The sequence below is a fragment of the Paraburkholderia sp. BR14320 genome (genome assembly GCF_040948665.1).
GTDB classification, from domain to species: domain Bacteria; phylum Pseudomonadota; class Gammaproteobacteria; order Burkholderiales; family Burkholderiaceae; genus Paraburkholderia; species Paraburkholderia youngii.
Genome location: NZ_JBFPKG010000019.1, coordinates 26052 through 49718 on the forward strand (window position 1 = coordinate 26052; position 23667 = coordinate 49718).

The 23667-nt window shown below is 64.1% G+C and carries 20 protein-coding genes and 2 pseudogenes; 15 read left to right on the plus strand and 7 right to left on the minus strand.

The genetic code is table 11. The features are described from left to right. Nucleotides 1-82: 82 nt before the first annotated feature. The 4 genes from AB3X89_RS18915 to AB3X89_RS18930 all read left to right on the plus strand — a co-directional run bounded on the left by AB3X89_RS18915 (nt 83) and on the right by AB3X89_RS18930 (nt 5536). Entirely contained in the window at nt 83-1480 is a 1398-nt protein-coding gene (locus tag AB3X89_RS18915; RefSeq protein WP_368584634.1) for an MFS transporter, read from the plus strand. An 88-nt stretch (nt 1481-1568) separates the two neighbouring features. Next, nucleotides 1569-2423, plus strand: coding sequence for an IclR family transcriptional regulator (locus AB3X89_RS18920; protein ID WP_368584635.1), 855 nt, complete (start codon nt 1569-1571; stop codon nt 2421-2423). 293 nt (nt 2424-2716) lie between these two features. Beyond that, nucleotides 2717-3004, plus strand: coding sequence for a hypothetical protein (locus AB3X89_RS18925; protein ID WP_368584636.1), 288 nt, complete (start codon nt 2717-2719; stop codon nt 3002-3004). A gap of 633 nt (nt 3005-3637) precedes the next feature. Next, entirely contained in the window at nt 3638-5536 is a 1899-nt protein-coding gene (locus tag AB3X89_RS18930) for an ATP-dependent metallopeptidase FtsH/Yme1/Tma family protein (protein WP_368584637.1), read from the plus strand. A 16-nt stretch (nt 5537-5552) separates the two neighbouring features. Here the strand turns inward: AB3X89_RS18930 and AB3X89_RS18935 are convergent, their stop codons facing one another. Together AB3X89_RS18935 and AB3X89_RS18940 are read right to left on the minus strand one after the other, a co-directional pair. Beyond that, nucleotides 5553-5813 carry a hypothetical protein gene (locus AB3X89_RS18935; protein ID WP_368584638.1) on the minus strand — a complete coding sequence of 87 codons (261 nt, stop codon included), beginning with the start codon at nt 5811-5813 and terminating at the stop codon, nt 5553-5555. An 86-nt stretch (nt 5814-5899) separates the two neighbouring features. Beyond that, nucleotides 5900-7048 carry an acyltransferase family protein gene (locus tag AB3X89_RS18940; RefSeq protein ID WP_368584639.1) on the minus strand — a complete coding sequence of 383 codons (1149 nt, stop codon included), beginning with the start codon at nt 7046-7048 and terminating at the stop codon, nt 5900-5902. A 331-nt stretch (nt 7049-7379) separates the two neighbouring features. On the opposite strand from AB3X89_RS18940, the gene AB3X89_RS18945 reads away from it, so the two are divergent. Both AB3X89_RS18945 and AB3X89_RS18950 read left to right on the plus strand, forming a co-directional pair. After that, entirely contained in the window at nt 7380-8495 is a 1116-nt protein-coding gene (locus AB3X89_RS18945) for an OpgC domain-containing protein (protein ID WP_368584640.1), read from the plus strand. Further along, nucleotides 8492-10186 (plus strand): annotated as a pseudogene (locus tag AB3X89_RS18950) (tannase/feruloyl esterase family alpha/beta hydrolase). The gene AB3X89_RS18945 and the pseudogene AB3X89_RS18950 overlap by 4 nt, the downstream one beginning before the upstream one ends. Nucleotides 10187-10285: 99 nt before the next feature. Here the strand turns inward: AB3X89_RS18950 and AB3X89_RS18955 are convergent. Next, nucleotides 10286-10735, minus strand: a complete 450-nt coding sequence (locus AB3X89_RS18955) for a hypothetical protein (RefSeq protein WP_368584641.1) — start codon at nt 10733-10735, stop codon at nt 10286-10288. Between the two features lie 71 nt (nt 10736-10806). On the opposite strand from AB3X89_RS18955, the gene AB3X89_RS18960 reads away from it, so the two are divergent. From AB3X89_RS18960 to AB3X89_RS18975, 4 genes and pseudogenes are all read left to right on the plus strand, one after another. Further along, nucleotides 10807-11091, plus strand: coding sequence for a hypothetical protein (locus AB3X89_RS18960; RefSeq protein ID WP_368584642.1), 285 nt, complete (start codon nt 10807-10809; stop codon nt 11089-11091). Next, nucleotides 11088-13020, plus strand: a pseudogene (locus AB3X89_RS18965) (response regulator). The gene AB3X89_RS18960 and the pseudogene AB3X89_RS18965 overlap by 4 nt, the downstream one beginning before the upstream one ends. Nucleotides 13021-13184: 164 nt before the next feature. After that, a complete protein-coding gene (locus AB3X89_RS18970; protein WP_368584643.1) occupies nt 13185-14111 on the plus strand; it encodes an ABC transporter ATP-binding protein in 927 nt (308 codons plus the stop codon). After that, on the plus strand, nt 14108-14869 hold the full coding sequence (locus tag AB3X89_RS18975; RefSeq protein ID WP_368584644.1) for an ABC transporter permease: 762 nt from the start codon (nt 14108-14110) through the stop codon (nt 14867-14869). The genes AB3X89_RS18970 and AB3X89_RS18975 overlap by 4 nt, the downstream gene beginning before the upstream one ends. A gap of 84 nt (nt 14870-14953) precedes the next feature. On the opposite strand, the gene AB3X89_RS18980 is transcribed toward AB3X89_RS18975, so the two are convergent. After that, entirely contained in the window at nt 14954-15955 is a 1002-nt protein-coding gene (locus tag AB3X89_RS18980; protein WP_368584645.1) for an autoinducer binding domain-containing protein, read from the minus strand. A 182-nt stretch (nt 15956-16137) separates the two neighbouring features. Here AB3X89_RS18980 and AB3X89_RS18985 point away from each other — a divergent pair, with 182 nt between their 5' ends. The 3 genes from AB3X89_RS18985 to AB3X89_RS18995 all read left to right on the plus strand — a co-directional run bounded on the left by AB3X89_RS18985 (nt 16138) and on the right by AB3X89_RS18995 (nt 18909). Next, a complete protein-coding gene (locus AB3X89_RS18985) occupies nt 16138-17049 on the plus strand; it encodes a helix-turn-helix domain-containing protein (RefSeq protein WP_368584646.1) in 912 nt (303 codons plus the stop codon). 279 nt (nt 17050-17328) lie between these two features. Further along, nucleotides 17329-17754, plus strand: coding sequence for a DUF3830 family protein (locus tag AB3X89_RS18990; protein ID WP_129961603.1), 426 nt, complete (start codon nt 17329-17331; stop codon nt 17752-17754). 120 nt (nt 17755-17874) lie between these two features. After that, nucleotides 17875-18909 carry an SGNH/GDSL hydrolase family protein gene (locus AB3X89_RS18995; protein WP_368584647.1) on the plus strand — a complete coding sequence of 345 codons (1035 nt, stop codon included), beginning with the start codon at nt 17875-17877 and terminating at the stop codon, nt 18907-18909. 75 nt (nt 18910-18984) lie between these two features. Here the strand turns inward: AB3X89_RS18995 and AB3X89_RS19000 are convergent, their stop codons facing one another. The 3 genes from AB3X89_RS19000 to shiA all read right to left on the minus strand — a co-directional run bounded on the left by AB3X89_RS19000 (nt 18985) and on the right by shiA (nt 22260). Continuing rightward, nucleotides 18985-19113, minus strand: a complete 129-nt coding sequence (locus AB3X89_RS19000) for a hypothetical protein (RefSeq protein ID WP_018437177.1) — start codon at nt 19111-19113, stop codon at nt 18985-18987. Between the two features lie 10 nt (nt 19114-19123). Beyond that, the gene (locus tag AB3X89_RS19005; RefSeq protein ID WP_368584648.1) at nt 19124-20527 is read right to left on the minus strand and encodes an OFA family MFS transporter; all 1404 of its coding nucleotides are present in this window, start codon (nt 20525-20527) and stop codon (nt 19124-19126) included. A 413-nt stretch (nt 20528-20940) separates the two neighbouring features. Further along, complete coding sequence (gene shiA, locus AB3X89_RS19010; RefSeq protein ID WP_368584649.1) at nt 20941-22260, minus strand: shikimate transporter; 1320 nt, start codon at nt 22258-22260, stop codon at nt 20941-20943. Nucleotides 22261-22627: 367 nt separating this feature from the next. On the opposite strand from shiA, the gene AB3X89_RS19015 reads away from it, so the two are divergent. Further along, entirely contained in the window at nt 22628-22846 is a 219-nt protein-coding gene (locus AB3X89_RS19015) for a hypothetical protein (RefSeq protein WP_368584650.1), read from the plus strand. Further along, nucleotides 22824-23543: a GntR family transcriptional regulator gene (locus tag AB3X89_RS19020; protein WP_027194175.1), complete on the plus strand. Its 720-nt coding sequence runs from the start codon at nt 22824-22826 to the stop codon at nt 23541-23543. The genes AB3X89_RS19015 and AB3X89_RS19020 overlap by 23 nt, the downstream gene beginning before the upstream one ends. Nucleotides 23544-23667 lie beyond the last annotated feature (124 nt).

Consider the following 23667-nt stretch of genomic DNA (forward strand, 5'->3'; position numbering starts at 1 on the left):
CCTTCACGATAGCGCACGGCAAAGAGGCGCGAGGGACCGGCTTGCCCAATCGATCACGATGAAAGGTCAGGAGACAGCAGGCATGGAACCTTCAAGCAAGGCGCCGCGGCACGGCACGTCCGCGTCGCGCGCACTCGACGTACAGCAATGGCTCGACGAACGCCGTATCGGGCGCTTTCAGATTCTCGTATTGCTGATGTGCATGTTCATCGTCACGCTCGATGGGCTCGACACCGTGATGGTCGGCTTTATCGCGCCGGCGTTGTCGAGCGCGTGGGCGATTCCGCGCGATGCGCTCGGCCCGGTGATGAGCGGCGGCCTGCTCGGCCTCGCGTTCGGCGCGCTGTGCGCGGGGCCGCTCGCGGACCGCTTCGGCCGCAAGACCGTGATGACCTGCGCGGTACTGTTCTTCGGCGTGTGGAGTTTCGGCTCCGCGTTTGCGACGAACATCGGCGAGCTGACCGTGCTGCGCTTTCTGACCGGCCTCGGGCTCGGTGCTTCGATGCCGAACGCGGCGACGCTGATGGCCGAATACGCGCCGCAGCGCTGCCGCGCGTTGATGGTGACGACCGTGTTCTGCGGCTTCACGCTCGGCGCGGCCGGCGGCGGCTTTATCAGCGCATGGCTGATCGCCGCGCACGGCTGGCGCTCGGTGCTGATTCTCGGCGGCGTGCTGCCGGTGTTGTACGTGCCGTTGATGATTCGCTGGCTGCCGGAATCGGCGCGCTTTCTCGCGCTGAAGGACGCGCGGCGCGCGCGCCTCGTCGCGGTGCTGAACCGCATCGAGCGCGGGATCGCCGACCACGCGACGCGCTTCGTGGTGCCCGCCGTCGCGCAGCAGGCATCGAACAGCGAGCGCAGTCCGGTGCGGCTGATCCTGTCGCGCGATTACGCGTTCGGCACCGTGATGCTGTGGATCTGCTATTTCGCGGGACTGCTGACGGTGTACCTGCTCGGTAGCTGGCTGCCGACGCTGATTCGCGGTGCGGGCTTCACACTCGGCGAGGCAGCGCTGGTCGGCGCGCTGTTTCAGGCGGGCGGCACGCTCGGCTCCCTCGCGATCGGCTGGCTGATGGACCGCTTCAACGCGCACCGCGCGCTCGGCGCAACCGTGTTCGCGGGCGGCGTGCTCGCGTGGGCGATGGGGCTGCCGGGTCACGGCATCACGATGATGGCGGTGCTCGCGTTCTGGATGGGCTATTGCATGAACGGCTCCAACACCGGGTTCTGCGCACTGGCGGCAAGCTCGTATCCGACGCGAATGCGCGCGACCGGCACCAGCTGGATGCTCGGCATCGGCCGCTTCGGCGGGATCGCGGGCGCGATGCTCGGCGCCGGCATGCTGCACGCGAACTGGGGCTTCAGCCAAGTGTTCACTTCGCTCGCCTTGCCCGCGGCGGTCGGCGCGGCGGCGGTGCTGCTCAAGGGCGCGCGGCATCGCGGGCCGTTGCTGCGCGTGAGCGCGGGCATCGGGCATTGAGCGCGCCGGAACCCGCGCCCGTCGTGCCCTTGAATTCCGATGTGGAATCATGTTCTCATGTGGGATTCGAATCGAATGAGAGTGGATCATGGCGGGGAATCTCGAGCGGGCGCTGGCCATCATCGAATTGCTGGCGAAGCAGGGCGGCAGCATGCAGCTGGCCGCGATCGCCGACACGCTGAACATCCCGCGCAGCGGCACGCATCGGCTGCTCGCGGAACTGAGCGACGAAGGCTACGTGCGTCAGGATGAGCACGGCGAGTATGTGCTTGCGCTGAAGCTGGTGTCGCTCGGGCTGATGTGGCTGTCCACGGCCGGCGTGCTCGATATTTCGCAGCCGGTGCTGGATCGGCTCGCGAGCGCGTCGGGCGAACTCGCGCGCCTGGGCGTGATCGAGGACGATCACATCACGTTCGTCGGCAAGGCACAGGGGGCGCGCTCCGGGCTGCGCTACGACCCGGACATGGGCAGCAGTCCGCCGCTGCATTGCACTGCGAGCGGCCAGGCGTGGCTCGCGAGCATGAGCGACGAGGAAGCGCTCGAACTCGTGTCGCGCCAGGGCGGCATCGGCAAAGCGGGCCCGCGCGGGCCGAAGGCGCCGAAGACGATCCAGCAGTTTTTGCAGGACCTGGCCGGCGCGCGCAAGCGCGGCTACGGCATCGCGAGCGAAACCTACGAGGCGGGCATGACGTCGATGGCGGCCGCGATCCGCCATCCGGTGACGGGGCTGGTGGTCGGTACCGTCAGCCTCGCGGGGCCGACGAGCCGCCTGCCGGACGCGCGGCTCAAAGAGCTCGCGCCGGCGCTGCTCGAAGCCGCGTCGGACATGAGCGCGGCCACCCTCAGCTCGCCGTATTTCAAGCGCACGCCGCGCGTCGCGCCGGCAGTGGCGGTCGTGCGGCCGGTCGAGCCGAAGCGCAAGGGGCGGCCGCGCGCGGCTTGAGCGCTGCCCATCCCCATCCATCCGCGAGTTTCGCGATCTGAGCAGCGGGCAGCGCACCAGCTCGTCCGCTGCTTCGCGCAGCCGGGCAATCCCGCGCGCCGAGCCGTTTCGGCATGCAAAGACGGCCATACCAGTCGGCATTTCTGACGCAAGCGTCCAAATTTGAGACGCACGGTCAAGCCGTGCGCCAAAAACTGCGCTAACGTCACACGCGCAGATTGCGGATTGCTTTCGGTTTGAGCGATCGAGGCGGCGAGGTCATCGGGCCAACAGCAGGACGCGGGGGAGCGAAGATGAGCCTTACGAGCAGGCAAACAGCCGCGCAACGCGGCGGGCGGCTTCCGGCGAAGTTCGCGGATAGCCATTTGCAGCATCTCGAGAGTGTGCTCGGCTACGCGACGCGCAAACGCGCGACGCAATCCGGTGAACTCGACCACGTCTATTGGGAGCGGCGCATTCGCGCGCTCGAGGATACGCATCATCTTGTCGATAGCCAGCGCTCGCGCATTGCGAAGCTGCGCGACTTGTTGCGCCTGCGGGCACAGACGCAGGCCATCGTCGTGCGGCGCACGGCGGTCTGAGATGTCGGGGTGGTCCGCGAGGACCGAAAGAAGTGCAGGGGAGGAGAGCACCGTCGACGCCGCCCGGCGCCGACGTCAAAAAAGCAGAACCTGAGAGAAAAGCGGCGATGACGCGAACGGGCCCGCAGAGGCCCGTCGCGCATCCGCCCGAGATGGCCGCCGGATTCAAAATCCTGACTTAATCGCGCGCTATTTTTCAGATCAATTAACTCTTTCTAAATCGCCTTTTCTCAGTAATTCTGACTGATTTTAATTGGGGTGCGGTTAGATATAGACATTCAAAACACGCGCCGCTTTTTACACTGATAAACTGTGCGGCGGAGCCAATGCGGCGACGCCTTTCGCGCGCTCGCCGCGTCACCCTTCCGGCGTGTCGACGGCCGGATAGACGGTACAAAGAGGCCTTTTCCGCGAATTTGACAGACGCGTAACCCGGGCATACTGCCTTCGGCAACCGCGGCTCACCGGGACGCACTTCTCGTCGTCCTTCTGGATTGTCCTTTAAGCCACCTCCGTGTGGCGCTTCGCCTCAGCCGATTTTCCGCAGACTCCACCTTCCGCTTTCGACAGGTAATTTTGACAGACCGCTTGATTAAGTAAGGGCTTGTTCAGTCCTCATTTTGGAAACGACTCATGAAGCCGGGAAATAATTCGCTTGGGAAGAAGCGCGCACGCAAAATTGCGGTGGCGGCTGTGGCGGTGCTGATCGCCGTGCTGGTCGGTTGGGGCGTCTGGTATTTCCAGCATCGCGCCGAGCCGCAGGCGCCCGCGCTGAGCGGCATTGCGAGCCAGATGCGTGACGATGCATCCGCGTGGACGCATCAGGAGAAGGACGCGTCGACGATGCTGCGCGACATTCACGATGCGAACGTCGCGGCGATCGGCGTGAGTCCCAACGCAATTCTGGTGTCGCTGCGCGACGGCTCGAAGTACTTCGTCACCGATCACAACGCCACCTTCTCGCACGCGCTGCTGCTGGGCGAGCGCTCCGACGCCGCCGCGTATCAGCTCGTGTGGCTGCCCGACGTCGATATCCACAGCGATGGCGCGCGCTGGACGCAACTGTTCGAGCAGTTCCGCGATGCGCTGAGCGTGCTGCTGCCGCTCGCGCTGATCGGCGGCATGGCGTGGTTCATGCGGCGCGAAATGAAGGGCGGCGCGACGCTGCTCAGCGAAACGCCGACGCTGCGTTTCGACGATGTGATCGGCGCGAACGAAGCGAAGGCCGCGCTCGCCGACATTCGCGGTTACCTGTCCGATCCGAAGCAGTTCTCGTCGCTGGGCGTGCGCGCGCCGTGCGGCATCCTGATGGTGGGCGCGCCCGGCGTCGGCAAGACGCGGCTCGCTCAGGCGCTGGCCGGCGAATGCGGTGCGAACTTCATTTCGATCACCGGCAGCTATTTCAGCGCGAAGTACTACGGCGTCGGCATCCAGAAGGTGCGGCACCTGTTCGAACTCGCGCGCAAGAACGCACCGACGGTCATCTTCATCGACGAAGCGGACGGTCTCGCGAAACGCACCGATACCGGCGGTGGCCCGGTCGAAGCCGAAAGCAACCGGATCATCAACCAGCTGCTCGCGGAGATGGACGGCTTCGAATCGAACGAGGGCGTGATCGTGGTGGCGGCGACCAACCATCCCGACAATCTCGACGAAGCGTTGCGCCGCCCCGGCCGTTTCGATCGCACGGTGCAGGTGCGTCTGCCGGACCGCGAAGACCGCGCGAAGATTTTCCGTTTCTACGCGCAGCGGCTGAAGTCGAAAGCGGCGGATATCGACTACGACCAGCTCGCGCGTTTGACCACTGGACTGTCGCCGGCCACCGTCGCGATGGTCGTGAATCAGGCCGGGCTGATCGCGCGCAAGGCGGGCGACAATGAAATCGCTGCGAAGCACTTCATGGAAGCGATCAAGATCGCGCGCATCGGCGACGTGAGCGGCGCCGAGCGCGCGCTCACCGAGGACGAGCGCAAGCGCATCGCGGTGCATGAGGCGGGTCATGGTCTGGTCGCCGCGCTGCTCGGCACCGGCGTGCTCGAGGAAGTGACGATCCTGCCGCGCGGCGGCGCGCTCGGCGTCGCGCTGATCACGAAGGCGCAGGACAAGCACCTGTACCGCGAAACGGAGATCCGCAACGAAATCCAGGTGCTGCTTGGCGGACGCAACGCGGAGATTCTGATGTTCTCCGAAGCATCGAGCGGCGCCGCATCGGACTTGCAGGAGGCCTCGCGCATCAGCCTCGACATGGTGTCGAAGTTCGGCTTCAACAGCGACGGCGATCTGTTCAGTCTCGCGGCGCTGCCGTCGCAGTACGCGGGCCTGCAAATGAAGAGCGCAATCGAGCATGCGAACGTGCTGCTCAAGGAACTCAACGAACTTTGCTACGGGCTGTTGCACGCGTACGAGCCGGTACTGCGCGACATTTCAGAGCAGTTGCTCGAGCACGAGACCGTGCCCGGCGACACTGTCTATCGGCTGATTGCCGAGCACAAGAGCACGTTGAAGATCGTGCATGAGCCCGCAGCGGCCTGACGGTCGCTTCGCAGCGCTACGCGAAGTCGGACGATCCCGGGTCGGGCACGCCCGGCGGCGCATCGGTATCACCCAACGGGTTGCCGCCCCCTTGGCCGGATATGCTCGGGTCCGGTTCGGGGGTTTCGCCTTTCTTCGGCAGAGGCTGGTCGAGGCCCGGTTCGACCGGAGTCGGGATTGCATCGCCGATGGGCTTCGAGACCTCGGCGGGTGGACTGCCGGGATCCTCGCCCGCTGGGCGATCAGGCTCGTTCGGGGAATTGGCGGTGTTCGACACAATGCTCTCCAGTTGCTGAAGATAAGCCCTCGGGTCGCAATGCGCGTGCCACGGTCCCGTGGCGGATGTTTGATACAGGCGTTCTTCTATCGTTTGGCCGGTTCGGTCACGTGGAGTGCATCAGGTGAGGGGAGGCCGCTGGGTGAGGCCGAATGATGGCGTGATCCGCGTAGCTGCAGAATCGGCGCCTCGATCAGCCGCCACGACAGCAACGCAATGCCTAGCGAAATCGCAAACGATGCGACGACGCCGAGCATATGTGCCCAGATCGGCACGGTGCCGCCGAACAACGCTTCGGCATGACGGTTGCGCGTCAGATCGGGGATCAGGTTGTGATACAGATAAAAGCCGTAACTGATGCGCCCAAGACCGGCAAGCCAACGCGTCTGCAGCAGACCCATCACGGCAGCATTGCGGCAACACGCAATCGAAGCCACTAGCGCCGCGATACCGATTCCGTACATTGCGCTGATCGCGGCAAACAGCAACGGATCGTCGAGCGTGTTCCATCTCGGCTCGGCCGCGCACAAACCGATCACGACGAGACTCAGCGCGAACAGCGTCAGGCCATGACCGAGCCAGGCACGCACGCGGCCGCGATCGTCCGCGATCACCAGGCCACCGATACCGCCTAACGCGAGAAGCCAGACATTGCTCAACGGGTGCGTATAGATGGTGATCTCATCCCAATGCGCGGCGCGCATCGCGAACAACCCGGCAAGGCCGAGGGCCACGATCGCGCAACATGCCGCTCGATGTCGCCGCGCGGAGAGCAGCAGCAAAAGCGGCGCAACCACGAGATAGAACTGCTCCTCGATCGCGAGGCTCCACAAGTGCGAATAGCGGCCCGGCCAGGAGCGCAGCACCGAGCCGATCCAGAAGTTAGACAGATACGCGAAGTGAAACGGCATGCCGCTCGCGAGTTCCGGATTCGCGAGGCCGAAGGCCATCAGCACGCACGTCACGACGAGCATCAGGTAATAGATCGGAAAGATGCGCACCGTACGACGAAACAGAAAGCGTGCGAGTTCGGCGCCGAAACGGCTGTCGCCTGATTCAATGCGCGCGCGTTGCGACGACAGGATGCCGATGATCAGAAAACCGCTCAGCGCAAAGAAGATCCACACGCCGAGATGCCCGATCTCGCCGATGTCGCCGAATAGTCGATGCTGCAAAAACACCATGAGCACGGCGATCGCGCGCAACCCATCGAATCCGGCAATTCTGTTTTTCATAAACCTCTATTCGCAAAGCGGCTGAAAAGCACGAAAACATCGTACGGGGAAAAAATGCGAAAAAAATCGCCGCGCGCGTTCGATGGTTTTTTTTCGAGGCTTGTGTTCGCCCATCAATTGCGGGCGTCCTTGTTTCGTGCATGAAAGCCGCAAAACTTTCCGCGCGTTCGTTAAAGACGCACCGAGTATTACCAGTCGCCAACGACTCGATTTCAATCAGGCGATGCGGGGGAACGAATTAGCCTTTTGCAGTTCGCACGGCATTGGCCGCTGACGCGCGGTCATTCACGTTCTTGCGTGCGCTCGGCGCGCGCATTCTTCGAGAAGACGAATGGAAGCATCTGGTCGTGGTCGTGGACGATCGGTCGAAGTCGATTTCTTTCGCGGTATCGTGCTGATCGTCATCGTGCTCGATCACATCCCCGGCAGCACGCTATCGCATCTGATGCTGCACGCGTACGCATTGTGCGATTCAGCCGAGGTGTTCGTGTTTCTGGGCGGCTATGCATCGGCGGCGGCGTATACGGCGGTGCTTGCGCATCGCGGCGAACACGCGGCGCAGATGCGTTTCGTCAAACGCTGCTGGGAAATCTATCGCGCGTATCTGTTGACGGCGATGCTGATGCTCGTGTCCGGCGCGGTTCTCGCGCGGCTCGATCTAAATCGGGCGATGGTAGAAATGACCGGCTGGCCGCCGTTCGCGTTGCAGCCGTGGCATGAGGCATTCGATATCGCGCTGTTACGCCGGCAGCCGTATCTGTCCAGCGTGCTGCCGATGTACGTGCTGTTCGCGCTATGTGTGCCGGTGATGGTGCCGCTCGCGCGCCGCTCGGTATCCCTCGCGCTTGCGGTGAGCCTCGCGGTGTGGGCCGTCGCGCGGCCGCTTGCCGCGTTATTCAGCATTGACGATGTCGCCGGCTGGGCTTTTAATCCGTTTGCGTGGCAGCTGATGTTCGTACTCGGCATGCTGTGTCGTGTGCAGCCGATCAGCGAACGTTTTCATGCGAGCTCCGCCGCCCAGTGGTTCACGCGCGTCGCGGTCGTTGCGGTGCTTGCCTTCGCGATCGTCAAACTTTTCGTCCTGACGCAGCCTTTGCCCGGCACGCACAAACAGAATCTTTCAATGGAACGTGTGATCAATTTCATCGTCATCGCGTGGCTCGCCGCCCAGTTCGTGCGGATGGGCAGCATCGCGTGGCTCGCGAGGCGGCTGCCCGCCGTGGTGACGGTCGGGCGCGCCGGACTGGTGTGCTTCGTCACCGGCACGCTGGTGTCGTTGATCATCGACACGGCGACACCGCACACCTTTCATGGTTTTCGCGCGGTGCTGGTCGGGCTCGGCGGCGACCTCGCGGCGATCGGCGCGCTGCTGATGATCGCGCGCGGCTGGAGCGGCTGGAAGGCGCAGCAGCCGGGCGCGCAGGCGAAAGGCGCGGGTTGCGGATGACTCGACGCGAGCGCCGTGGGCGCGTCACGACTACGATGCGCACCACGCGCAAGCTCATTGGACTCGCAACCATGATGAGCGTCGTCGTGCTCGCGTGGCTTGCGATACTTCGCACGGCCGCGCAGGCCAAAGAAACACCGTTCGCGATGCACTGCGCGGAGTTCGCGGGCGCGGTGCTGTCGCCCGAACTGATCGAGATGCCGACGGCGGGCGCGCTGATCGAAAGCGCGGCGATGATCGGCGCGACCGCGCAGGGCAATCAGCAAGGCGGCGAGTATTGCCGCATCACGGGCCGCATCAAGGCACTGAATCCGACGACACCCGACATCCGCTTCGATCTGAATCTGCCGCGCCGCTAGAATGGCCGCGCGTTGCAGATCGGCGGAGGCGGATACAACGGCGTGGTCGTCAGCGGCATTGGCGTGATGCCGTTCTCGCCGGATCGCGCGCCGCTCGCGCAAGGCTATGCGACGTTCGGCGACGACTCGGGGCATGTCGGCGATTCGTCGCTCGCGCAGTTTGGTCTCGTCGATGAAGCGGTGACGAACTTCGGCTACGCGCATCTGAAGAAGACCCACGACGTCGCGCTCGCGCTGATCGCGAACGCGTACGGCAGGCCGCCGCAGCGCATGTATTTTGCCGGCGGTTCGACGGGTGGCCGCGAAGGCTACACGGTGATGCAGCGCTTTCCCGACGACTACGACGGCGTGATCGCCAATTCGCCCGCGCTGAATTTTTCTGGCGTGCGGCTGATCGGCGTGAAACTCGGCCAGGCCGAATACGGCACGCCGGGTGGCTTCGTGCCGCCGGCGCTGCTCGAAGCCGTCCATCAACGCACGCTCGAGGTATGCGACCGGCTCGACGGCACCGCGGATGGCATCGTCAGTGACGTCGAAGCCTGCCGCGCGCACCAGTCGCAAATTATCGATTCGCTGCGCTGCGCGCTGCGGCCTTCATCGCACGATGCGTGTCTGACCGACGCGCAATTGGCCACCTTGCTGGTGATGCGCGATGGGCTGTCGCTGCCGTATCGGCTCGCGTGGGGCGTGAGCGGCTATCGCGGCTACAACGTGTTCCAGGGCACGCAACTGACCGGCGCGCTCGGGCTCGCGCATCAACCGCGGCGTCAGCCGGTGCCGACGTTCGGTGCGAATGGTTATCTGTTCGCGCAAGGCGACGGCTATCTGCGCTACTTCGTCGCGCGCGACGCGCAGTTCGATTCGTTCACGTTCGATCCGCAACGGCCCGGTAAATATCGCTCGCAACTGATCGCGCTGTCGGCCACGATCGGCTCGATGAACCCGGACCTGTCGCGCTATATCGCGCACGGCGGCAAGCTGATCACGCTGCAAGGCCTCGCCGACGAAGTGATCAGCCCGAACCAGACGATCGCGTATCACGATGCGCTGATCGCGCGTTTCGGCAAGGAAGAGGTCGATCGATTCATGCGGCTCTACATGGTGCCGGGGTTTCAGCATGGCAGCGGCGTGTTCATCCCCTCGGTCGATCTGCTCGGCGCGCTCGACGCATGGGTCACGCGCGGCGTCGCGCCCGAAACGCTGACGGCCACCGATCTCGCCGCGGCGACGAATGGACGTTCGCGGCCGCTGTGCCGCTATCCCGGGTTTCCGCGTTATATCGGCAAAGGCAATGTAAATCTGGCGAGTAGTTTTGTCTGTGTGCAGCCTTGAGGTCTGAGTCGTCGCAGCGCTATGTGGACGAGCGGGCCGCACAAAAAAACGGCGACGCGGCAACTCGATGCCGCGTCGCCCGGTGAAGCTCAACGGCCGTTATTGCCCGTTCTGCATCCTGCCGTTGTTCATGTCGTTGTTCATGTTGTTGCCGGTTCCGTTCATGTTGTTGCCCATGCCGCCTGTCGAACCACCGGTCGCCGGGCTATTCGGGGTCGCGCCGGTGCCGGTGCCCATCCCGCCGCCGGTGCCCGTCACACCCGGCGAACCGTAGCCGGAACCGGTGTTGCCCGGCGTGCGGACCGAGCCCGGGCCGACGCCCGGAGTGGCCGTACCGCCCGCGCCGCCGGTCGTGCCGCCACCGGCGCCGATGCCGGTGCCCCCCGCGCCACCGCCACCGCCGCTCGTGCCGCCGGCAGCACCGCCGCCCGCGCCTCCTGCACTACCGCCGGCGCCCGCGCCGCCAGCACCGCCCGCCTGCGCGTATATGCCACCCGACAACGCCATCACGAGTGCGGAAGCAAAGATTGTCCTGGTCATGCGTTTCATGATTCACCTCCACGAAAAGGGTTGGTGCCATGTGAACCTCGCAAGGGGTGTGCCTCGGGGTTCATCGGCCGATGATCGGCGAGACCGCCGCGATGGCGCGTGTGCTCGACGCTGAAACGGTGAGCCCGGCGAGCGAACTCGCGCGCAACGGGCTGACGTATGGCCGCGGCGGCGACCTCTACTCCTGCACGGTGCAACGCAATGGCCGCATCGGTCCGCGGCTCGCCTTCATCGAACGGGGTCCGGGAATTGCTGATCTTCAGGTGGCGTTGACCGACGGTTTCACGAGCCGCAGCGGATTGGGCGAGGGTCTGGGCGGCGCGCGGGCATTCTCCTACGGACACGCCTTTTCATGACCGATGCGAACGCGAATCTGATCCTCAACGTCGACGATAACGAAGGCGCTCGTTACGCGAAAACGCGCATTCTTTCGCGCGCGGGCTTCATCGTGATCGAGGCCGGCAACGGCGCCGAAGCGATCGAGCGCGCACGCATTTCGCAGCCGGACCTCGTGCTGCTCGACGTCAATCTGCCCGATCTGAACGGCTTCGAAGTGTGCCGCCGCATCAAGGCCGCGCCGGAGACCTCGGGCGTGCTCGTGATCCACACGTCGGCGGCGGCGGTGCAGAGCATGGACCGGGTGCGCGGCCTCGAAGGCGGCGCGGACAGCTATTTGACCGAGCCGGTCGAGCCGGCCGAGCTGATCGCGCAGGTGCGCGCGCTGCTGCGCGTGCGCCGCGCGGAGGGCGCGTTGCGCGAGAGCGAAGAACGCTTCCGGCAGATGGCCGAGAACATCGACGACGTGTTCTGGATGCTCGACCCATCGAGCGCGCAACTGCTGTATGTGAGCCCCGCGTATCGACGTCTGTGGGGCGACGCGGCGCACGAGCCGACGCCGAGCGGGCGCCACTGGGCCAACCACATTGATCCGCAGGACGAGGCCGCTGGTCGAGGCCGCGTATCGCGCGCTCGCGACCGGTGTCGCGTACGAGATCGAATACCGGATCGTGCGGCCCGACGGCGAGACGCGCTGGGCCGTCGAGCGCGGCTTTCCGGTGCGCGACGCGCGCGGGCGCATCTATCGGCTCGCCGGCATCGTCAACGATATTTCGGATCGCAAGGCCAACGAGATGGCGTTGCGCGACGCCGATCGCCGCAAGGACGAGTTCCTCGCGATGCTCGCGCACGAGTTGCGCAACCCGCTCGCGCCGATTCGCAACGCGATCGAACTGCTCGACCCGAGCCGTGCGCCGTCGCAGCAAAGCTTCGAAGCGATGCGCGCGGTGATCGGGCGCCAGGTCAAGCATCTGAGCCGGCTCGTCGATGATCTGCTGGACGTCGCGCGCATCACGCAGGGCAAGATCACGCTGCGCCACGAGATCGTGGAGCTGGCCGCCGCGCTCGAGGCCGCGATCGAAACCGTGCGGCCCGCGTTGAATCGCAAGGGCCATACGCTCACCACCGATCTGCCCGGCGAGCCGCTGTTCGTCGTCGGCGACGGCGTGCGGATCGCGCAGGTGCTCGGCAATGTGCTGTCGAATGCGGCGAAGTACACGCCGCAGCGCGGCGACATCCGCATCGAAGTCCGCGAAGCGGGCGACGACGTGCTGATCAGCGTACGCGACAACGGCGTGGGCATCGACGCCGAAACGATCCCGCACATCTTCGATCTGTTCGTGCAATCGGAAATCTCGATCGAACGCTCCGAAGGCGGCCTCGGCATCGGCCTGCCGCTCGCGCGTACACTGGTCGAGTTGCACGGCGGCCGGATCGAGGCGTTCTCGGCGGGATTGGGGCGCGGCAGCAAGTTCGTCGTGCGTTTGCCGCTGACGCGGCTTGCCGACGCCGCGCAAGCGTCGACGGCGGCGCCCGAAGCCGTGCCGGGCCACGGCGGCGAGGCGTTGCGCGTGCTGCTCGTCGACGACAGCGTCGATGCGGCGCTTGCGTTGTCGCTGGTGCTGCAGGCGGACGGGTACGCGGTGCGCGTCGCGCACGAAGCCAACACCGCGCTAGAACTGGCCGCGCACTTCCAGCCGCAGATCGTGCTGCTCGACCTCGGCCTGCCCGGCATGGACGGCTTCGAGCTCGCGCGGGAGATGCGCCGCCGTCCGCCCACCGTGGGCGCGCTGCTGATCGCCGTGACCGGCTATGGCCAGGCCACCGACCGGCAGCACTCGCGCGAGGCCGGCTTCGATCATCATCTGGTGAAGCCGGTGTCGGTCGAGGAAATCCAGAATGTGATCGCAAGCCGCTTTCCGGGCGCGCAACACAGCGCGTCGGCGTAAAAGGCTGCCATCAGTAAGCCGAACTATCCCGCGCCGCGGCGAATCCGCGGCGGCGTGCTTTCGTGCTCTGCAGGCTTTCCCACTTTCCATTACATTGCGGATGCGGCGCGTCCGTTCGCGCCGGTTTCCCTCATTCAACAGCGGTGTCTGCCATCATCGAGTCCATGCAGCCAATCGTTTCGGTCACGAATCTGTCGAAAACCTATGCCAGCGGTTTTCGGGCACTGAAGAACATCAATCTGGCGATCCACCGTGGAGAAATCTTTGCGCTGCTCGGGCCGAACGGCGCGGGCAAGACCACGCTGATCAGCATCGTCTGCGGCATCGTCAACGCGAGCGAAGGCAGCGTGACGGTAGACGGTCACGACATCGGCGCGAACTATCGCGCGGCCCGCTCGCTGATCGGCCTCGTGCCGCAGGAGCTGACCACCGACGCGTTCGAAACCGTCTGGGCCACCGTGTCGTTCAGCCGCGGCCTGTTCGGCGAGCCGAAGAACCCCGCTTACATCGAGAAAGTGCTGCGCGACCTGTCGCTCTGGGAGAAGCGCAACAACAAGATCATCACGCTGTCGGGCGGCATGAAGCGGCGCGTGCTGATCGCCAAGGCGCTGTCGCACGAGCCGCGCGTGCTGTTTCTCGACGAACCGACCGCCGGCGTCGACGTCGAGCTGCGGCGCGACATGTGGAAGCTCGTGCGCTCGCTCGCAGAGAGCGGCGTGACGATCATCCTGACCACGCATTACATCGACGAAGCGGAAGAGATGGCCGATCGCATCGGCGTGATCAATGCGGGCGAGATCATGCTGGTCGAAGAGAAGACCGAGCTGATGCGCAAGCTCGGCACCAAGCAGTTGACGCTCCAACTGGAGTACCCGCTCGACGATGTGCCGGCTGCGCTCGCCGGCTACGGGCTCGCGGTCGCGAACGGCGGCAACGAGCTGATCTATACCTACGAAGGCGAGGGCGGCCGCACCGACATCATCGCGCTGCTGAAGTCGCTCGACGATGCCGGCATCCGCTTCAAGGACCTGCACACCACGCAGAGTTCGCTCGAAGACATTTTCGTCAGCCTGCTGCGGGGGAACCCATGAACATCTACGCAATGCGCGCAATCTACAAGTTCGAAATGGCGCGCACGTGGCGCACGCTGATGCAAAGCATCATCGCGCCGGTCATTTCCACTTCGCTGTATTTCGTCGTGTTCGGCTCGGCGATCGGGTCGCGCATCAAGGAAGTGGAGGGCATCAGCTATGGCGCGTTCATCGTGCCGGGGTTGATCATGCTGTCGCTGCTGTCGCAAAGCATCGCGAACGCGTCGTTCGGGATTTATTTTCCACGTTTCACCGGCACGATCTACGAGCTGCTGTCGGCGCCCGTATCGTATCTGGAGATCGTCGTCAGCTACGTGGGCGCGGCGGCCACCAAGTCAATCCTGCTCGGACTCATCATTCTCGCGACCGCCGCGCTGTTCGTGCCGTTGCAGATCATGCATCCGCTCTGGATGGTGCTGTTTCTCGTGCTGACGGCGGTCACTTTCAGTCTGCTCGGCTTCATCATCGGCATCTGGGCCGACAGCTTCGAGAAGCTGCAACTGGTGCCGCTGTTGATCGTCACGCCGCTGACGTTCCTCGGCGGCGCGTTCTATTCGGTGGACATGCTGCCGCCGTTCTGGCACGCCGTCACGCTGTTCAACCCGATCGTCTATCTGGTCAGCGGGTTTCGCTGGAGCTTCTTCGAGTTGGGCGACGTCGGCGTCGGCCTGAGTCTCGGCATGACGCTGCTGTTTCTCGCGGTGTTCCTCGTGATCGTCGGCTGGATCTTCAGGACCGGCTATCGGTTGAAAAGTTAGCCGCCATATCCCCGGCTGAAATGAGGAGAGGGCGCGACAGCGAAAAGCCGTCGCGCCCTCTTCATCGATACGCGGTGACGCCGGCTACGACAGATACGCCTGCGCGACATTGATCAGCTGCACGCGATTGCGCACGTTGAACAACTGCCGCAAGCGCCGCAGATGATAGTCGACGTTATGCGGCGAGAGCCCGAGGAAATACGCGATCTCCTTGTCCCGCTGCCCCTGCACGACCGCCTTCAGCACCGCATGCTGCAGCTTGCTGAGCGCGATGCGCTGCTGCTGCGCGGGCGCGATGCCGATCACGCTTTTCGCGTGGGTCCAGATGAACTCGTGAATCGAGTGCGCGAACATCAGCGTTTCCGCGACGATCGATTCGGTCATCCAGCGCGGGTTGCCGATCGCCGAGTTGAAGCACAGGCTCGCGCTCAGCTCCGGCTCCGGCAGCGGCATCTGCGTGAGAATGCCGCTCTTGCGCCCGGCTGCTTCCAGCATGTCGATCAAGGCGCCAAGCCGCTCGCTGCGCAACTGCGCGCGCGGCAGATCGGCGCGCAGATCGGCGGTATTCCACAAAAACGGCATGCCGGTCGGCGACGCGTGCGCGACGCGCGGATCGAGCTCGAAATAGCGCTCGCGGAAATAGCGCGTGAGCCATGCCTGCGACTCGTAGCTCGTCAACACGAACATCGTCTTGTGATGCGACGACGTGCGCGTGGCGGTATAGCTGAACGAGTCGAAGCCCAGTTGCCTGATGCGCTGGCGCACGAACTCCATGCGGTCCTGCGCGCTGCCGAACCGTCCGAGCGGACTGATCAGCGGCGCGGCCCGGCGCGCCGCGGGCGACGGCGTGCCGATCTCTTCCTCGGTAAACAGAGTCAGAAAGCCACTGCGCCCCGCGCCATTCGCGGTGCGGGGAGACATCTTCACTGCTTCAGCCGCGTGGGCTGATTTCGCGGCGTGCCGCGCGCCGGCCGGGTAAGCCGGTTGGGCGGATGCCGCTCTCGGGTGTACTGCCGACGCGTGCCCGGCTTCGCCTTGCGGCGAGCCGTTCAGCCATTGCGGCAGCGTATCGCATTCATGTTCCATGAAACGGTAGCTCCGGCGTTCTAAACGCGTGAAATACGACAACCTCAATGATTAGCGATTTCGTGAAATGTCGGTAGCCGGTTCCTTGCTATCATTTTTGTGATCTTGCGCTGACAGTGGACCGGCAATACAGGTACGGCGGCGCTTCTCCTTCCATACGGCACCTCCTTCGAAGGGATGTGATGGCACGAATTCCCAAGCTCACGACGACGCTCGCCTACGACCGCTATATGGCCGGCCAGCGACTCGTGTCGAGCGTGGATCGCGAGTGGCGGCATCTGGTGCTGCGCTCGTATCTCGAGCCGGTGCGGCAAGACCTGCTCGAAGCGCCCGGTTTGCGCGACTTCACGCTGATGACGCTCGCGAGCGGCGCCGAGCATCTCGAACGCAACCTCGGCGGAGCTTGGGAAAGCGCCGATATGCGCGTGAACGACCTGTGGTTCGTGCCGCCCACGCCGATCTCGTGGCGCTGGCATTCGATCAGCGACGAGCCGTTGTCTACCTTGCACGTGCACATCGAGCGCGATCTGATCGACAGCGTCGCGCAACAGATGGGACTCGACACGTCGCGTGAACTGTCGCTCGGCGACGCAATGCGCTTCAACGATCCGCTGATCGCCGCGATGCTTGCCGCACTGCATCGCGCCGCCCGCGATCCCGCCGATTCGCGTCTGTATGTCGATACGCTGGTTCACGCGCTCGCCGCGCACCTGCTGCAGCACTATTCGGGCGGCAACGGCGCGCGGCGCCACAACGCGACGGAACCGGAACGGCTGGTGCCGCGCCGCATCCGCCGGGTGACGGACTACATCCGCGCCAATCTCGCCGAAGACCTGGCGATCGCCGAACTGGCCGAGCAGGCCGGCCTAAGCAGTTTTCATTTTGCCCGGGTGTTTCGCCGCGAGACCGGGGAGACGCCGCATCAGTTCGTCACGCGCTTACGGCTCGAGGAAGCGGCGAGGCTGCTGCGCGCCACGGATCGAACCGTGCTGCAAATCGCGCTCGAAGTCGGCTTCGAGAATGCCAGTCACTTCTCGGTGCAATTCAAGCGTGGCTATGGCGCGACGCCGCTCGCCTACCGGCTGCGCGGGTGAGATGGACGAGCCGTGACGGCTCGTCTTTTCTCCAGTCGGAATCACGCACCTGCGCAGTGTGCGTTGCATTGCGCGGCTTGCAAACTACGAACATTCGTGGCGGCGCGCACTGCAAGCTGGCATGGCACGTCGCGCAAGGCTTTGCGGCTCGGCCCGCCACCCGCGATCGTAGGTGGTCTAACTGGACTGACCGGGACGCGGACAACTGTACCTGTCGAAGCCTTGCATCGGACGACAGAATCGGAGCGCCTTTCAATTTCACACACCGGATAACGCGCCATGACCCGACTCAAGATGACCGCCTGCGGCCACACCTTCATCGCCGAAACGCATCCCGATGCGCCGCAGACCGTGGCCGCGTTCCTGAAACTGCTGCCGTACCGGCAGAAGCTGATCCACGTGCGCTGGAGCGGCGAGGGCTGCTGGGTGCCGCTCGGCGAATTCAAGCTCGAGAACGACGGCGTCGCGGTCGGCTTCGAGAATCACACGAGCCATCCATCGGTCGGCGACATTCTGTTCTATCCGGGCGGCTATAGCGAGACCGAGATCATCCTCGCCTATGGCTCGTGCTGCTTCGCGAGCAAGATGGGGCAGCTCGCGGGCAACCATTTTCTGACGATCGTCGAAGGCAAGGAGAAACTGCGCGAACTCGGCACCAAGGTGCTGTGGGAAGGTGCGCAGGAGGTGGTGTTCGAGAGGCTTTGAGCGGCCGCACTTCCTTGCTGGGCATAAGCGATGCTTGGTTGAAGAGCCGCGTGCGGTCAGATACCGACCGCGCACGTCAGGCACGCGGCACTGTCTGGCCCGCCCGGCGAGGAGGAGCAAATGCGAGGCATAAATGACAAGGTCTGCGCTGTAGTTTTTGCCATGTCGATCGTGCTGCTGTCCGCTTGCGGCGGGGGCGGTAGCGGCAGCGGCGGATCGAGTACTGGCAGCAGCACGGCGACCGAGCCCGCCGGCGGCGTCAAGCTGCAGGTGGTGTCGTTCGGCGACAGCCTGTCGGACGTCGGGACTTATGCGCCGCTCGCGAGTGCGGTGGGCGGCGGGCGTTTCACGACCAATCCCGGCCAGGTATGGGCCCAGAACGTCGCGCAATACTACGGCGATACGCTGAGCGCCGCGTTCACGATCGATTTCACGCACAAGCTGAGTGCGCAGAACGGCCTCGGTTATGCGGAAGGCGGCTCGACCGTAGCGACACCGGCGAACCAGTACGACTATCTGAGCGACGTCATCGGCAACATCGAAATGCCCGTCAATCAGCAACTGTCGAGCTATCTGGGCGCTCACGGCAGCTTCAACGCCAATCAGCTCGTGCTCGTGTGGGCGGGCTCGAACGATGTGCTGCGCGCCGGCAACCTGCCCGCCGCCGCGCCGGTCGTGCAGGCGGCGGCCACCACGCTCGCCCAGCTCGTCGGGCAGATCGTGCAGAACGGCGGCGTGCATGTGGTGGTGATCAATGTGCCGAATATCGGGCTGTCGCCGAAGGGGCTCGCTTCGCCCGATGGTGGCGCGAACCTCACGCAGTTGTCGCAGCTATTCAACGCTACGTTGAATACCGCGCTGCAAACCGATGGGCTGCAATCGAAGGTGATCGAGGTCGATTCGTACACGTGGACGAATCAGGTGATCGGAAACTTTCAGGCGAACGGTTTTACCGTGTCGAATACGGGGCAGGCCTGCGACCCGAAGAAAACGCCCGATGACACCTCGCTGCTATGCTCGCCGGCGACCTATGTGAGCGCCAATGCGGATCAGACTTACATGTTCGCCGATGATCTGCATCCGACCACGCATATGCATGCATTGTTTGCGCAGTTCGTCGAGCAGCAGATCGCGCATAGCGGGTTGGGGCGGTGAGAGGGGCACCGCGGCGTGGCCTGTTTTCGGCACCCCGTCCCTCAACCGGGCCGGGGTGCGCACCACATCACATCCTTACTTGAACAACTTCGTCGCCTGCGTCAGCGTATTGATCACTCCCCACGCAAGCGGAATCATCACATACAGCCAGAACACCGCGAGCATCACCTTGTTGGTCGGATGTACAGTTTGAACGGTCGACATACGGATCTCCTCACGCGCCCTTGGCGACTTGTGCATCGGTCATGTGGTGCTTCTCATCCACACGCTTGACCAGCAGGTTGCAGATAAAGCCGATCACGAGCAGCACGGCCATGATGTGTACGGTCATCGTGTACGCGTCCGCTTTCGCCACGCCGTTCGCGACTTCATACGCGCGGATGTAGTTGACGAGCACCGGACCCGCGACGCCGGCCGCGGCCCACGCGGTCAACAGACGTCCATGAATGCCGCCGACGAACGTCGTGCCGAACATGTCGGCGAGATAGGCCGGCACCGTCGAGAAGCCGCCGCCGTACATCGACAGGATGATGCAGTACGTCAGCACGAACAGCGCGATCTGTCCGTTCGCGGCGAAGCTCGGCACGAGGTAGTAGAGCACCGCGCCGAGCGCGAAGAAGATGTAGTAGGTGTTCTTGCGGCCGATCCAGTCCGACGCCGACGCCCACACGAAACGGCCGCCCATGTTGAACAGCGACAGGAGCCCGACGAAGCCGGCCGCCGCAGCGGCCGTCACCGTGTTCTTGAAGCTCTCCTGGATCATCACCGAGGCCTGTCCGAGAATGCCGATGCCAGCCGTCACGTTCAGGAACAGCACGAGCCAGATCAGATAGAACTGCGGTGTCTTCAGCGCCTGGTCGATATGCACGTGATTGCTCGTGATCAGCCGGTGCTGCGTCGCCGCGGGCGGCGTCCAGCCGGCCGGCTTCCAGCCCGGCGGCGGCACGCGGATCGCGAGCGCGCCGATCGTCATCGAGATGAAATAGACGATGCCGAGCACGATGAAGGTCTCCGCGACGCCAATGCTCGTCGCGCTTTGAAAGTGCTTCATCAGCGCGACCGACAACGGCGCCGCGATCATCGCGCCGCCGCCGAAGCCCATGATCGCCATGCCGGTCGCCATACCGCGGCGGTCCGGAAACCAGCGGATCAGCGTCGACACCGGCGACACATAACCGAGCCCCAGCCCGATCCCGCCGATCACGCCGTAGCCCAGATACAGCAGCACGATCTGATGCAGGTACACACCGAGCGCGGACACGAGGAAGCCGCCGCCGAAACAGCAAGCGGCCGTGAACATCGTGCGGCGCGGACCGACGTGTTCGAGCCATTTGCCGGCGAACGCCGCCGACAAACCGAGGAACACGATCGCAAGCGAAAAGATCCAGCCCAAGGCGGTCAGCGACCAGTCATCGGGCGTGGACTGCGTGATGCCGATCACCTTGGTCAGCGGTCCGTTGAAGACCGAGAACGCGTAGGCCTGGCCGATGCACAGATGCACGGCAAGCGCGGCCGGAGGCACCATCCAGCGCGAGAAACCGGGCTGCGCGATGGTGGCCTGTTTCGAAAAGAATGGGGCTGAACCTTGTTGGCTGCCCGGCTCGCTGATGCTACTCATAAGTGGGTCTCCTTACAGTTGTTCTGTTTATCGGCGTTTCGTGCGTTTACCTGAGGCGGCGGAGTGTAACTTGTGCAGACCGTCTCGTCATCGCTATATGTACTTTTATTTCATATGGCCCGTCCCAAGCACCCGAAAATCATGCTTGGGTCGACAATAGGACGCGGACGATGGCTTCGCAATATGAAGCGCGCGGACATAAGGTGTGATCCTGGTCACACGCGACGATTCTTCAGGCGACTCTGCAAATCGTGGGACGCGCCGAGCTGGTCGCGCCAACTTTCCGATTAGAGGCACTATGCAAACCCGGCAATAAACGAGCCGCGCCCGTCGCGCGGCAAAAAGAAAAACGGGCCGGCGCGGCTTCTTTGCCGCGTCGGCCCGTCGTGTATCGACGACGAGTTTCGCCGGTATCAATCGATCTTGCGGCCGGTCTTCATGCGCGCTGCAACGAGTACCGAAATCAGACAGCCGATTGCCAGATATGCGGCCACCGGATGCCACGAGCCGCCCGCGAAGCTGACCAGCGCGACCGCGATGAACGGCGTGAAGCCGCCGCCGACCACGCTCGCCACCTGATAGCCGACACCCGCGCCGCTATAGCGGTATTCGGTGCCGAACAGCTCGGTGAACATCGGCTGCTGCACGCTGACGACCATGTCGTGTGCGATGTTGGCGAGCATCACCGCAAACACGACGATCCATACGGTCGAACGCGCTTCGAGCGCGAGGAAGAACGGCACCGCGCTGAACACGCCGACCAGCGCGCCGATCATATAGATGCGACGGCGGCCGAAGCGATCCGCGAGCCACGCGAAGCAGGGGATCGTCACACAGCTGAGCGCGCCGACGACGAAGCCGATCGTCAGGAAGAATTCGCGCGGCATGTGCAGGTTCGTCGTCGAGTAGCTCAGCGCGAACGCGGTCACGATGTACATCGTGAACAGTTCGGCGAGCCGCAGCGCGATGATCAGCAGGAAGGCCTTCGGATGGCGCAGCAGCGCTTCGACGATCGGCAGGCGCACTCGGCGCTCGCCATGCTTGCCGACTTTCTCGACGAACTCCTGCGACTCCTCCATGCTCGAGCGGATCCACAACGCAATCAGCACCAGCACGACGCTGAACAGGAACGGCAGACGCCAGCCCCAGCTGAGGAACGCGGCGTTGTCCATCGAGCGGCTGATCAGCGCGACGAGACCTGTGGACAGCACGAGCCCGACGCCGTAGCCGACCTGCACGCCGCTGCTGTAGAAGGCTTTCTTTTTCTCAGGCGCGCTCTCGACCGCCATCAGCGCCGCGCCGCCCCATTCGCCGCCGACCGCGAAGCCCTGGATCGCGCGCAGCGTGACGAGCAGCACCGGCGCGAGCCAACCGATCGTCGAAAACGCCGGCAGCAGACCGATCGCGGCCGTCGACAGACCCATCATCATCACGGTGAGCACCAGCATCCGCTTGCGTCCGAGCCGGTCGCCGTAGTGGCCGAACACGAAGCCGCCGAGCGGGCGGAACAGGAAACCGACGCCGAAGGTCGCGAACGCGGCGAGCGTGCCCATCGCCGGGCCGACGTTCGGGAAGAACTCGGCGTTGAACACGAGCGCGGCGACGATGCCGTACAGCAGGAAGTCGTACCAGTCGACCACGGCGCCGACAAAGCTGCCGAGCGCGGCCTTGCGAGCCTGATTGCGCGCTTTGCGGTGAGTGGCCACTGCGGCCTGCGGGTGGGTGGTGCTCATCGAGTCTCCTTCAACGTGACATGGGCTTGAGTCGATCGCGCCGCGCCGGTACGGCATTCGACGCGATCGCTCCGCTGGACGTCCGGAAGGTTAATGACGCGCCCCGGAATTCACAATCCGCGCAATGGTGAAAGTGCGCGATCATCGCACGGGGCTGCGCGAATAGCGCGCGTTTTGCGTGTTTACACCAAGCGCCAATGAAACAATCGCGGGCAATGATGTGGGCGAACCATGAAGCCCTGTGGCGTGCTAACGTGGGGCATCTTAAAAACAACAGACGTTGATATACTACATACCGAATATTGAAAAATGCGGCGTTGCAGCATATGATTGAGGAATCATCTTTCTCAATCGTTCGGAGTTGCACGTGGAATTCGTACCTCTCGCGCTGTTCGCCGTTGCTGTCGTAGGGTTGGGCTGTGCCGCCACCGTTTTGCTGACCGACTGGATTCCCGACTCGATCGGAGCGCTTGCATCGCAACATGGCCGCTTCGTGGGGCTCGGCGAGCAGCGCGGCAAAGCGGCGGCGCCGAATCGCGCGCGTGTTCAAGCAGAGGCGATGAATGTCGTCAGAATTTCCAACTGAAACAGTGGCCACCCCGTTGACCCTGTCGTTGCAGCCCATCGGCGCTAGCGCGAGCTTGCGCGATCAGGCGTATGCGATGCTGCGTCAGGCAATCGCCGACGCGGATATCTACCAGAATCGCGAAGAAATCCGTCTCGACGAGCGCGTGCTCAGCGAATCGCTCGGCGTGAGCCGCACGCCGGTGCGCGAGGCGATGACACTGCTCGAGCAGGAGGGCTTCCTGCGCATGGTGCCGCGGCGCGGCATCTACATCGTGCGCAAGAGCAAGCGCGAAATCGTCGAGATGATCCAGATGTGGGCCGCGCTCGAAAGCATGGCCGCGCGCCTCGCCACGCTGCATGCGACCGACGAGGAAATCGGCCGCCTGCGCCATATGTTCGACAATTTCCGCGATACGACGCCGGCCGAGCATATCGCCGAGTATTCGGATGCGAACATCGCGTTTCATCAGGCGATCGTCGAGCTGTCGAAGTCGCAGATCATTCTCGACACGATCAAGAACATCTTCATCCACGTGCGCGCGATCCGGCGCATGACCATCTCGCAGAGCGACCGGGCCGCGCGCTCGATCGTCGATCATCTGCGCATCATCGAGGCGCTGGAGAAGCGCGATACCGAACTCGCGGAGCGGCTCACGCGTCAGCATTCGCTCGATCTCGCGGCGTTCGTCGAAGCCAATTGCGATTTTCTCGACTGATGGCGGCGTAGGCCCCTGATTGCCTGCTGACTTCGAAAAGCCCGCGGTGTGCAAGCACCGCGGGCTTTTTGCGTTCGCGCTTCGAGCGAGTACCCCGCTGCGGGATAAACCGTGCTTGACGGCC